Raw genomic sequence first — 12,895 nt, forward strand, 5'->3', positions numbered from 1 at the left:
GAGTTTGCACTACTCTCTTTTTTGATTAAAGCATTGATTATTAGTTGATGTTTTGGAAACTGTTTTTGAGGAAATGTAAAATAATATATCACTTTTAATACTAATCAATTTAGTAGATTTGAATATGGCGAAAAAACCTGTTCTATATCCAGTACCAGATGAAATTGATGAACCCGTTAAACAGTTCAATGAGCTTGATGCATCATTAACCTATAGCTATGCAAGCTATCTAAACTGGCTTTTTCCTGAAAGGGTAGAACTGATTGCAGGCAAAATCTTTAAGATGAGCCCGGCGCCATCAAGCGTTCATCAGGTGGTTGTTGGCAACATATTTCTTAAATTGGGTAACTTTCTAAATAAACAACCTTGTAAAGTATTTATTGCTCTATTTGATGTTCGTTTTTCAAAAGAAAGTAAAGATGATAAGGAAATCTTCACGGTGCTTCAACCTGATATCTGCGTAATTTGTGATAGAAGTAAAATTGATGTCCGTGGTTGCATTGGTGCACCAGATCTTGTGGTGGAGGTTTTGTCGCCTGGCAATACCAGAATGGAACTGCTCAATAAATACCGTGTTTACGAAGAATTTGGCGTTAAAGAATATTGGATAGTAAGCCAAAGCGATCAAAATATCTTAATTTACACCTTAAACGAGGATGGTAAGTTCCAGCCCTCTAAAATATTTACGCTTAGCGAAAAAATCACATCATCTGTATTACCAGGTTTTGAATTAGAACTGGATGAAGTTTTTGACGATATGTAAAATAATATATCACTTTATGTGCTAATTAATTTAGTATATTTGGGTATGGCGAAGAGAACAGTTCCATATCCAATACCAGATGAAATCGATGAACCCGTTAAGCAGTTCAATGAGCTTGATGCATCATTAACTTATAGCTATGCAAGTTACCTGAACTGGCTTTTTCCTGAAAGGGTAGAGCTGATTGCAGGTAGAATATTTAAAATGAGCCCCTCGCCATCGAGGGTACACCAAGAAGTAGCCGGCAGCATTTTTTTAAATCTTGGTAATTTTCTCAAAGATAAGCACTGCAAAGTTTATTCGGCTCCGTTTGACGTTCGTTTTCCTAAAGAAAGTAAAGCTGATAAAGATGTGTACACCGTTTTGCAGCCTGATATTTGCGTAGTTTGTGATAAAAGTAAATTGGATGCGCGTGGTTGCATTGGTGCACCAGATCTTGTGGTGGAGGTTTTGTCGCCAGGCAATACCAGAATGGAATTGCTTAATAAATACCGTGTTTACGAAGAGTTCGGGGTTAAAGAATATTGGGTAGTAAGTCAAAGCGATAAGAACATTTTAATTTACACCTCAAACGAGGAGGGTAAGTTCCAGCCCTCTAAAATATTTACGCTTAGCGAAAAAATCACTTCATCAGTATTGCCAGGCTTTGAATTAGAACTAGATGAAGTTTTTGACGATATGTAAAATAATATATCACTTTCGGTACTAATTAATTTAGTATATTTGGGTATGGCGAAAAAAACAGTTCCATATCCAATACCAGATGAAATCGATGAACCCGTTAAACAGTTCAATGAGCTTGATGCATCGTTAACGTATAGCTATGCGAGTTACCTGAACTGGCTTTTCCCTGAAAGGGTAGAGCTGATTGCGGGTAAAATCTTTAAGATGAGCCCTGCGCCATCGAGGATCCATCAAACAGTATCTATCAATTTGTTAAAGCCCATAATCAATTTTTTAGATGGTAAACCCTGTAAAGTTTATGCTGCACCATTTGATGTCCGTTTTCCCAAAGAAAGCAAAGCTGATAAAGACGTGTTTACGGTGCTTCAGCCTGATATCTGTGTAATTTGTGATAAAAGCAAATTGGATGCACGTGGTTGCATTGGGGCACCAGATCTTGTTGTCGAAATTTTGTCGCCCGGTAATACCAGAATGGAGCTGCTTAATAAATACCGTGTTTATGAGGAATTTGGTGTTAAAGAATATTGGGTAGTGAGCCAGAGTGATCAAAGCATATTGATTTATACTTTAAATGAGGAGGGTAAATTCATACCCTCAAAAATATTTACCCTGAGCGAAAAAATCACTTCATCTGTATTGCCAGGCTTTGAACTGGCACTCGATGATGTTTTTGACGATATCGATTAACTATTTTCTACTGGTTTTTGAATAAGATTATTCGAGCCGGAATTAAGAAACATAATCGCGGTTAACACGCATATCAGTACAAAGTTATATTCAATACCGTTTCTTCCACCGCCTACCACAAACCAGCCTTCTTTAAAGTGCACCATGATGATGCCCATAATCAGCACAAAAATGTTTGCAAAACATGCCAGGCGGATATATTTATTCATGATTAAAAGTATTGCACAAACAATATGCGAAAGTTTAATTGCCCACGCAATAAATACCCCAAAAGGCGCAAATCCTACTTTGTTCAGGTAAAAATTCCCGAAATCATTAATGCCTCCGTCAAATATACCTAAAACACTGTGCGACAGTAAAATTATAGCAATACTTATGCGTAAAATGGCATAAGCTATTTTAAAGTTTTTAGTTTCCATTGCAGCTTAAATGACGTGTGATCCAAAATACAATTATTTGCCCGGATTTTCGTGGTTTCAGATGTTCAAGCACAATTGTATAATGCACAACCCATTGTTTCTAAACCCGACATACGCGAAAAGACCGGAGGGAGGCACGAGTGAGGACTTGTAGCATTGGCGGGACTAACCTTAATATGGAATGCCGCACCTGCTTTCCAAAAAAATACTCCGTCCTGCGGACACCTTCCGAAAAAATCGGAACAGGCTCTCTAAGAGAGGGGGAATGATTAAAGGCATAAGTATACCTTTCGGCTTACTCTGCTTTGGTCTTTCAGCTTAAATAGCTATTTTTGAATTTTTAATACATTCATGAGCATATCCACCAAGTACAATCCTGCAGAAACAGAAGATAAATGGTATAGCTATTGGCTATCGAAGAAATTTTTTCATTCAGAACCCGACGAGCGCGAGCCTTATACAATAGTCATTCCGCCTCCAAATGTTACGGGGGTACTGCACATGGGACATATGCTTAACAATACCATCCAGGATGTGCTGATCCGCAAGGCCCGTATGCAGGGTAAAAATGCATGCTGGGTGCCAGGAACAGATCATGCTTCTATTGCTACTGAAGCAAAAGTTGTGGCCATGTTAAAGGAGCAGGGAATTGATAAAAAAGACCTTTCGCGTGAAGCGTTTTTAAAATATGCCTGGGAATGGAAAGAGAAATACGGCGGTATTATTTTAGAACAGTTAAAAAAACTGGGTGCAAGCTGCGATTGGGACCGTACACGTTTCACCATGGAAGAAGATCTTTCTGAAGCGGTTATCGATTCGTTTATCCACTTATACAAAAAAGGATGGATTTACCGCGGTATCCGTATGGTTAACTGGGATCCGGCAGGTAAAACTGCTGTTTCTGATGAAGAAGTAATCCGTAAAGAAGTAAATCAGAAATTATATTATATTAAATATCAGGTATCAAGTAATAAGAATCAAGATGAACCAGAATATTTAACCGTAGCTACAACACGTCCGGAAACAATTATGGCCGATGCTGCCATTTGTATTAACCCGAACGATGAGCGTTTTACGCACTTAAAAGGCAAAAAGGTTTTTGTGCCTCTGGTTAATCACGAAATCCCGGTTATTGAAGATGAATATGTAGATATCGAATTTGGTACCGGTTGTTTAAAAGTTACCCCTGCGCACGATCTGAACGATTATGAATTGGGTGTTAAACACAATTTACCGGTTACCGATATTTTAAATGATGATGGTACCTTAAACGAACTGGCGGTTATTTTAGTGGGGGAAGACAGGTTTGTTGCCCGCAAAAAGATCGCTAAAATGTTGGAAGAGGCCGGTCATTTAGAAAAAGTTGAAGATTACAAATCACAGGTTGGTTTCTCTGAACGTACCGATGCTGCCATCGAACCAAAACTTTCGATGCAGTGGTTTGTGAAGATGAAAGAAATGGCACAGCCGGCTTTAGATGATGTTTTGAACGGAGAAGTAAACCTGATCCCGAATAAATTTGAGAATACATATCGCCACTGGATGGAAAATGTTCGCGACTGGAACATTAGCCGTCAGTTATGGTGGGGACAAAGAATCCCTGCCTGGTACGATGATAAAGGAAACTGGGTGGTAGCCAAAACAAAAGATGAGGCTTTAGAAGAATTCTGGAAGAAAAAACATCTTGACGAAAGTTGTTCGGACGCTGAAAAAGCAGGATTTAAACACCAGTTGGAGCCATTTTTAAGACAGGATGATGATGTAATGGATACCTGGTTTTCATCGTGGTTATGGCCGATTTCAGTTTTCGATGGCTTTAAAAATCCCGAAAATAAAGACATTAATTATTACTATCCAACCAACGACCTGGTTACTGCACCAGAGATATTATTCTTCTGGGTAGCGCGTATGATTATGGCCGGACACGAGTTTATGGGCAAAAAACCATTTACCAATGTGTACTTAACCGGTGTTGTACGCGATAAATTAGGCCGTAAGATGTCTAAATCGCTGGGTAACTCACCTGATCCGATTGGTTTGATCGAAAAATATGGCGCTGATGCTGTTCGTGTGGGGATGTTAATGTCATCACCGGCCGGAAACGATTTAATGTTCGACGAAAGTTATTGCGAGCAGGGACGTAATTTTGCCAGTAAAATATGGAATGCTTTCCGTTTAGTAAAAGGATGGGAAGTGGATGAAAATCTGTCGAATCCGAATACGCAGGCCATTTCGTGGTTCGAAAACCGTTTTAACGAAGCGTTAGTAGAAATTGAGGCCAACTTTAAACAATACCGTTTGTCGGAAGCTTTAATGATCACTTACAAACTGGTTTGGGATGATTTCTGCGCCTGGTATTTAGAAATGGTAAAACCTGCTTACCAGCAACCAATTGATGCCGAAAGTTACAAAGCTACAATTGCCTTTTTCGAAAATATCATCAAATTATTGCATCCAAATATGCCTTTCATCACTGAAGAGTTATGGCATGACGACTTATTTGCCCAGCGCGGCGAATTGGATTGCTGTATTGTTGCCGAATTTCCTAAAGGTGGTACTTTCGACGAGAAATTGTTGAAAGAAGCAGAAGTAATTAAAACGGTTATTGCCGAAATCAGAAATGTTAGAAATCAAAAACAGATTTCGCCCAAAGAGGCATTGCCTTTAAGTATTAAGGTTAATTCTGATCTCGATTACGAAAAATGGTTAAACATTGTTTTCAAGATGGCCAATGTAAGCGAAGCTGAAATTATAAATGATAAAATTGTAGGTGCAACTGCATTTATGGCCGGAAAAGATGAGTTTTTTATCCCGCTTACCGAAAATATTGATGTAGAAGCCGAACGCGAACGTCTAAATGCCGATTTAATCTATCTACAGGGCTTTTTAAAGTCGGTTGATGCGAAACTAAGCAACGAACGTTTTGTGCAGAATGCAAAACCTGAAATTATTGCCAACGAACGCAATAAAAAGGCAGATGCTGAAGCAAAAATCAAAATCATTGAAGAAAGTTTAGCTGTTTTAGGTTAAAAATAACTTGATACTTCGATCGTCATGCTGAATTTATTTCAGCATCCTCCTTTTTATTAAGACCCTGAAATAAATTCAGGGTGACGACCAGCAAAAGCCCTTTAGATTTTCTTCTAAAGGGCTTTCTCTTTTCATCTATTTTCCATCTCTTCTCATCCATTATCCATCTTCAATTGCCCATCTTCCATTTCTTTCTAAATTGTTACCAAAGCCAATCCTTAAAATAAACTAAAAATCCTAATTTGGAGGCTGTTAAACGCTTTGTAAATCGTTTAATCTATGAGCTAATCTAACCTAAATCTAAACCATCTTATCCCTATGGAAAATTCCAGGAGAAAATTCATTAAACAATCAGCAATATTTGCTGCGGCAACCTATGCAGGCACCATGGGCATGAGTGCCAAAAGTTATGGGCGTATTATTGGTGCTAACGATAGGGTGCGCGTAGGCGTTGTTGGATTTTCTGACCGTTTTAAAGATACCCTTTTGCCTTGTTTCCTGAACCACAACAAGGAATTGAATTTTGATATTGTTGGCCTTTCCGATTTGTGGAACTACCGGAGAGACCTGGGGATTGCTCACCTGAAAGCTAAATTCGGACATGATATTAAAGCCTGCCGCAATAACGACGAACTTTATGCCACAAAAGATCTCGACGCCGTAATTATCAGTACGGCCGATTTTCAGCATGCTTTACATACCATCGAAGCCGTGAAAGCCAATTGCGATGCTTATGTAGAAAAACCATTTGCCGAAACCATGGACGATGCCAAAGCGGCATTTAAAGCGGTTAAAGCGAGTAAACAGATCGTGCAGATTGGTTCGCAGCGGAGAAGCGGAGAGAATTATACTAATGCAGCAAAATTTATCCAGGATGGGAAATTCGGACCAATTACTGCGGTAGACCTCGTTTGGAATGTAAACCAGCCGGGCAGGTGGCGCAGACCAGATTTAGTGGCTAAGCTGAAAGAAGAAGATATCGACTGGAAAAGATTTTTGTTAAACCGGCCTAATGAAGCATTTGATCCACGTAAATATTTAGAATACCGCTTGTTCTGGCCATATTCATCAGGTATGCCTGGTCAGTGGATGAGCCATCAGATTGATACTGTACACTGGTTTACCAATTTAAAACACCCGCGCAGTGTAGTGGCCAATGGTGGCATTTATACCTGGAAAGATGGTCGCAGAAACTGGGATTCGATGGTTGCGGTATTCGATTACGGTCGGCCCGATACAACCGACGGTTTCCAGGTTACTTTTACTTCAAGGATGCAAAACAGTGTAGGCGATGTAGGAGAGGTTTATTATTCAAACGGTGGTGAATTGAATCTGATTACCAATAAAGTATCACCAAAGGGTGGTTTAAGGCAACAGGAAGCCTCTGCAATGGGCTTAAAAGCTAATCTTTTGCCTGAATTTGATTTAAGCAAAACCGAAGTTAAAGCAGCAACAGGTGCCAATATGGGTGGCGATGCCCTAACCTCGGGCCACATGCGCAACTGGATGGAATGTGTGCGTAGCCGCAAAACACCAAATGCCCCTGTTGAAGCAGGTTATTCGCACTCTATTGCCAACATCATGACTAATGCCGCGGTAAGAACCGGAGCAAAAGCCACTTTTGATGAAGGTAAACAAGAAGTAATTGCAAACGGAAAAGTATTTAAATATTAATTTATTCAGACCATACAATACACCAGAGTATCCACTGTTGAGCGCTTAGCTAAGATGTTCTCAGGTGGCTTAGGTGGTGAAAATAATAAACCTATCATGTTAAATATCAAAAAATATAGCCTTCTAGCCCTTTCGTTAATCAGCTTATCGGCCGCTGCCCAAAAAGCAAAACCGCTCTTCGATGGTAAAACCCTAACCGGCTGGAAAGCCGTTGCAGGTGCTGCCCCATACAAAGTTGAAGATGGGATGATTGTGGGCACCATGACCAAAGGCACACCAAACTCGTTCCTGATTACCGAAAAAGAATATGGCGATTTTATTCTGGAATTGGATGTAAAACTCGAAGGTGAAACCACCAATTCGGGTGTTCAAACCCGTAGCCACATTAAACCAGAAGGAAATAACGGCAAAGGTTTGGTTTTTGGCAGGCAGGTAGAAATAGATCCTACACCAAGGGCATGGACGGGCGGAATTTATGATGAAGCCAGAAGATTATGGTTGTATCCTCTGGAACTTAATCCATCGGCTAAACCATTATATAAAAAGAATGAATTTAACCATTACAAAATAGAATGTATTGGCAACGAACTTAAAACATGGGTTAACGGAAGCCCTGTGGCTTATGTAATCGACACCCTCGATAAATCTGGTTTTATCGGTTTACAGGTACACGGCATTGGCAATAACCTTGATAACGATGGCAAGAAAGTTTATTTCAAGAACATCAATATCCAGACAGAAGGTTTAAAAGCAAAAGCTTTTCCGAAAGGTGTTTACACGGTTAACTTAACACCGAATACTTTGTCTGCTTACGAAAAATCGGAAGGTTATAAACTCCTGTTCGATGGTAAAAGCAATGCCGGGTGGATTGGTGCCTATAAAACTACTTTCCCCACTAAAGGATGGAAAATTTCTGATGGAGTAATCAGTGTAGAGCCTTCAGGCGGTGCCGAATCAACCAATGGTGGCGATATTGTAACCAAAGAAGAATATGCAGCCTTCGATTTGTCTTTCGAGTTTAAACTTACACCCGGAGCCAATAGCGGTGTAAAATATTTTGTTACCCTGAGCGAAAAAAATACGGGTTCGGCCATTGGATTGGAATACCAGGTTTTAGACGATGTATTACACCCTGATGCCAAATTGGGCAGGGATGGAAACCGTACCCTGGCATCATTATACGATTTAATGACGGCTAAAAAAGAAGCCCGATACCTGCGCCCAATCGGTAGCTGGAATAACGGCCGTTTGGTGGTTTATCCAAACAATAAAGTAGAACATTATTTAAATGGTGTAAAGGTTTTGGAATATACCCGCGGTTCGGAAGAGTTTAAAAAACTGGTTGCCATTAGTAAATATAAAGATTGGAAAAACTTTGGCGAAGCACCAAAAGGACATATCCTGTTACAGGATCATGGCAATAAGGTAGATTTCAGAACGATTAAAATCAAAACTTTGTAAGAGAAGGGTTTATTTTTTGAAAATGAGCGTTGGTTTAATATGGCAGCCTGTAGTCCCGCTTTCGCTTATAGTCCTCGTTCGTGCCTCACTCCGGGCTATTTAGCTCAATCGGGTTTATGATTAGCGTTTAGTATACAGAACCGACCCATAAGCACTGAAAGAAATTAAATAGCCCCGACATACGCGAAAATACTTTATGTTACATCTCAGGCAGATATGGCAGCTACCGGCAACAAAAAGATTGTAGCATTGGCGGGACTTCACTCAAATAGCAGCAGAAGCTGTGCGCTCCAATAAATTAAAAAAATACTATTAATTATTATATCATGCATCGTCGGTCTTTTGTAAAGCATACAGCTTTGTTAGGTTCAGGTTTATTAGTTGGAAATCAGGTTTTTGCCGATCTGTATGCAGATCAGGTATATAATGTAGCTATGATTGGTTGTGGCGACCGGGGTAAAGGCGTATTGTCTGTCATTAAATCAATGCCAGCAAAGTATAACATTAAAGCCTATTGCGACCTGCTTGATTTCAGGCTTAAAGAAGCCGAAAAATATGTGCCAGCCGATGCAAAAGCAATAAAAGATTACCGCAAAGTGCTGGATGATAAAACCATTGATGCGGTTTTTATTGCTACACCGCTAAGCGAACATTTTAAAATTGCCAAAGATGCCGTACTTGCCGGTAAACATGTGTATGTAGAAAAAACCATGACCTACAATATTGCACAGGCGCTGGAGCTCCGGAAACTGGTGAAACAGTATCCCAATCAGGTTTTCCAGGTAGGATATCAATACCGTTATTCGCCGCTTTATTTTAAAGTGAAGGATATGATACAGAGCGGTTATCTGGGCAAGGTTACACAGATCGACTGCCGTTGGGACCGTAATGGCAATTGGCGCAGGGCAGTTCCTGAGCCGGCTTTAGAGCGGAAAATTAACTGGCGGATGTACAAGGAATATTCGGGAGGTTTAGCTGCCGAACTGCTCTCACATCAGATCGATTTCATCAACTGGGCTTTCGAAACACAGCCCGATGAAATTATGGGATCGGGTGGGATAGATGTTTTTAAAGATGGTCGCGAAACTTACGATAACATCCAGGCCATTCTACGTTACAATGAAAAAGGCATGATCGGCAATTTCGGTGCCACCTGTGGCAATGCACACGATGGGTACCTCTTTAAAATAAAAGGAACCAAAGGTTCGGTGTCATTGCTGACCAACACTGGCCTGTTTTACCCTGAAGCAAGTACCAAAAAAGAGCTGGGCATTGTTGATGGTGTTACCGGTGCAACAAAAATTGTGGTGAATAAGGATGGCGGAATCCCGATTTTAGATACACCGACTTTAGATGGAACCAACTATGCCCTGGATGAATTTTATAAATCAATTACCACCAAAAAGATGCCTGCATCAAACATCAATACCGGAACGCAGGCCGCAATTTGCGTTGCTATGTGTAACGAAGCCATTTACAGCGGCAATAAGCAGGTTTGGAAACCAATATATAATGTATAGTGCTTATTAAGTTTGAGCTTATCTTAGATGGCCGTCAATTCGAATAAACATCAAGGCCGTAGCCTGAAAATTATAATGACGTTTTTAAATTTAGTACTTAGGTTCGATTAATATTTATGCAATTTGAGTGGTTTTAGAATCCTTTTCCTCAAGAGTTCGTCATGCTGAATTTATTTCAGCATCTTTCCTGCCAGATAGACCCTGAAATAAATTCAGGGTGACGACCTTCCTGGTTGTAGCCTCTCGCTACAACGTGCCAATAAGTTTTTTAAATCCTAGCAATACGTTAAGACTAGAGTGGGTGCTCAGCGAAGCTAAATCTGCCTCGAGATAGATCTCTCCGCTACGGTCGAGATGACGACTTTTTCTGCGCCATGGTCGAGATGACGACTTTTTCTGCGCCATGCAGCCCCAAATAGTATTGCTAAGCGTGCCACCTAAACCCGATCAAAGCGGGATGCTCCCGATTTTTCATCGGAGCAGAAGCGGGAGCGGGGCTGGAAAAACCTATATGCTACGGTTTCTGCTTTTCAAAAGATTTACATTTAGTTTCTATCGGTGAAACACCAACTGATAGTTGAAATCTAAATTCAGTAAGGAATTCCATAAAAACATCATTTCGAGCGGAGCGCAGCGAAGTCGGGAACCACAAAGTGCTCAGCGAAGCTAAATGTGCCTCAAGATAGATCTCTCCGCTACGGTCGAGATGACGACTTTTTTATTGAAGCGCTTTTCCGTGCCTCGGTGGCTAATGCGACACTACAATGATAAATACTCCGGCATTTCCTGCGCAAAGTTAAAACTGCCTTTCTCAAGATCCATTTTTGCATAAACATGCTGTAAACCATTGGTTAACACGATCCATTTGGCCTGGTGAATAGAATTGTACCGCGCTGCCTGCTCAAAAACCGATTGCGTAATTTTAACCTTTGGCGCTTTGCATTCAATCAGCATCAGCTTTTCGCCTGCGGTATTATAAACCAGAATATCGCTCCGTTTTTGTAATTGGTTTAAAACCAAACCACCTTCAATCTGGATCAAAGTTCTCGGGAATTTCTTTTCTGCAATCAGGTTCTGGATAAAATGCTGCCGAACCCATTCTTCGGGTGTAAGTACCAGGTGTTTCTTCCTTAGCTCATCGAAAATAAAAACCACACCATCTTTTTGGGTAATTTTAAAGGGATAGGGTGGAAGGTTAAGCGGTGTAGGGGTGAACATTTTTTCAGTTGGCAATTTTCGGTTTACAGTTAGCAGTTTATAGTTCTCAGTTAACCATTAAACCAGTTTTCAGTTAACAATTTGCAATTGGCAGTTAACCAATTTCAACAGTTAACCGATTAACCATTAATACAATTTGCAATTGGCAGTTAACCAATTTCAACAGTTAACCGATTAACCATTAATACAATTTGCAATTGACAGTTAACCAATTTCAACAGTTAACCAATTAACCATTAATACAGTTCGCAATTAACAATAAAACAATAAAACCAGGTAACAAGTAAACCCCAAAGTTAATTAATTTTAAGATACATGCAGAAAACCCCATCCTTCTTAAATTATAAACATTTACCCAAATCCTTAAACCTAAATCGTAATTTTACGGCAATGACTGCTGCCGAAATTATTAAGGACATCAAAGCCCGCAAATTTAAACCCGTGTACCTCTTACATGGTGAAGAATCTTTTTATATCGACCAGGTAACCGATTATATTGAGGATAAATTGCTCAGTGATGCCGAAAAAGGCTTCAACCAAACGGTTTTGTATGGAAAAGATACTGATATGGCCACAGTTTTGGGTGCTGCAAAGCGTTACCCGATGATGTCTGATTACCAGGTGGTGATTGTTAAAGAAGCACAGGATTTAAAGTGGGGTAAAGAGGATAGCTCAAAAGAGGGTGAATTTGTGCTCAATTACTTCGAAAAGCCCCTGCCCAGCACCATTTTGGTATTGGCCTTTAAATACGCCAATTTCGATAAGCGTAAAAAAATCTATAAGGCGATTAATAAAAGCGGATTGATTTTCCAGTCAGACCCTGTTCGCGATTATAAACTGGTGCCCTGGATCGAAGAGTTTATCAAAGATAAAGGCTATAAGATCGATCAGCAGGCGTCGGCGCTAATGGCCGAATATTTAGGCACCGACTTATCCAAAATTGCCAATGAGATTGAAAAACTGATGCTGAACGTTCCGAAAGAAACGACAATCAGCACCGATCATGTTCAGAAAAATATCGGAATCAGTAAAGAATACAATGTTTTCGAGCTTCAAAAGGCATTGGCCATCCGCGATGTGCTGAAATGTAATAAAATCATCAATTATTTCGCCAGTAATCCAAAAGCCAACCCAACGGTAATGGTTCTGGCCAATCTGGGTGGTTATTTTACCAAACTTCTCAAATATCATTACATCCCCAATAAGGCCGATGCAGCATCAGCACTGGGCGTACCGCCGTTTTTTATCAAAGATTACGAAGTTGCTGCAAGGAATTACAATACAGGCAAGGTTTTCCAGGTAATCGGGTTGCTCCGCGAATACGATCTAAAAAGCAAAGGTTTAGATAGTACCGGAAATGTTGATGACGGCGAATTGTTAAAAGAACTCGTTTTTAAGATTGTACACTAATCTTTTATTAGCAGAAAAGCATTCTATAT

At 40.1% G+C, this 12,895-nt stretch carries 10 protein-coding genes; 8 read left to right on the top strand and 2 right to left on the bottom strand.

What is annotated here, in order from left to right; all coding sequences use genetic code 11:
• Positions 1 to 124: 124 nt before the first annotated feature.
• Genes DRW42_RS24725 through DRW42_RS24735 form a run of 3 tightly spaced genes read left to right on the top strand, consistent with a single transcriptional unit; the run spans position 125 to position 2,134 of the window.
• Positions 125 to 763 (top strand): Uma2 family endonuclease, encoded by a 639-nt coding sequence (locus DRW42_RS24725; RefSeq protein ID WP_113951553.1) that lies wholly within the window; start codon positions 125 to 127, stop codon positions 761 to 763.
• A 45-nt stretch (positions 764 to 808) separates the two neighbouring features.
• Complete coding sequence (locus DRW42_RS24730) at positions 809 to 1,447, top strand: Uma2 family endonuclease (RefSeq protein WP_113951554.1); 639 nt, start codon at positions 809 to 811, stop codon at positions 1,445 to 1,447.
• A gap of 45 nt (positions 1,448 to 1,492) precedes the next feature.
• The gene (locus DRW42_RS24735) at positions 1,493 to 2,134 is read left to right on the top strand and encodes a Uma2 family endonuclease (RefSeq protein WP_113951555.1); all 642 of its coding nucleotides are present in this window, start codon (positions 1,493 to 1,495) and stop codon (positions 2,132 to 2,134) included.
• Here DRW42_RS24735 and DRW42_RS24740 read toward each other — a convergent pair.
• Positions 2,131 to 2,553 carry a DoxX family protein gene (locus DRW42_RS24740; RefSeq protein WP_113951556.1) on the bottom strand — a complete coding sequence of 141 codons (423 nt, stop codon included), beginning with the start codon at positions 2,551 to 2,553 and terminating at the stop codon, positions 2,131 to 2,133. The two genes, DRW42_RS24735 and DRW42_RS24740, sit on opposite strands and share 4 nt — an antisense overlap.
• 351 nt (positions 2,554 to 2,904) lie before the next feature.
• On the opposite strand from DRW42_RS24740, the gene DRW42_RS24745 reads away from it, so the two are divergent.
• The 4 genes from DRW42_RS24745 (at position 2,905) to DRW42_RS24760 (ending at position 10,238) form a co-directional block, all read left to right on the top strand.
• Positions 2,905 to 5,583 (top strand): valine--tRNA ligase, encoded by a 2,679-nt coding sequence (locus DRW42_RS24745; protein WP_113951557.1) that lies wholly within the window; start codon positions 2,905 to 2,907, stop codon positions 5,581 to 5,583.
• Positions 5,584 to 5,901: 318 nt separating this feature from the next.
• On the top strand, positions 5,902 to 7,257 hold the full coding sequence (locus DRW42_RS24750; protein ID WP_113951558.1) for a Gfo/Idh/MocA family protein: 1,356 nt from the start codon (positions 5,902 to 5,904) through the stop codon (positions 7,255 to 7,257).
• A gap of 96 nt (positions 7,258 to 7,353) precedes the next feature.
• Positions 7,354 to 8,718 (top strand): 3-keto-disaccharide hydrolase, encoded by a 1,365-nt coding sequence (locus DRW42_RS24755; protein WP_113951580.1) that lies wholly within the window; start codon positions 7,354 to 7,356, stop codon positions 8,716 to 8,718.
• A gap of 326 nt (positions 8,719 to 9,044) precedes the next feature.
• A complete protein-coding gene (locus DRW42_RS24760; protein WP_113951559.1) occupies positions 9,045 to 10,238 on the top strand; it encodes a Gfo/Idh/MocA family protein in 1,194 nt (397 codons plus the stop codon).
• 759 nt (positions 10,239 to 10,997) lie between these two features.
• Here the strand turns inward: DRW42_RS24760 and DRW42_RS24765 are convergent.
• Entirely contained in the window at positions 10,998 to 11,456 is a 459-nt protein-coding gene (locus DRW42_RS24765) for a type I restriction enzyme HsdR N-terminal domain-containing protein (protein WP_113951560.1), read from the bottom strand.
• Between the two features lie 390 nt (positions 11,457 to 11,846).
• Between DRW42_RS24765 and holA the strand changes: the two genes are divergently transcribed.
• Positions 11,847 to 12,866: a DNA polymerase III subunit delta gene (gene holA / locus DRW42_RS24770; RefSeq protein ID WP_113951561.1), complete on the top strand. Its 1,020-nt coding sequence runs from the start codon at positions 11,847 to 11,849 to the stop codon at positions 12,864 to 12,866.
• Positions 12,867 to 12,895: the final 29 nt, after the last annotated feature.

It is taken from the genome of Pedobacter miscanthi (assembly GCF_003315595.1).
In the GTDB taxonomy this organism is placed as follows: Bacteria; Bacteroidota; Bacteroidia; order Sphingobacteriales; family Sphingobacteriaceae; genus Pedobacter; species Pedobacter miscanthi.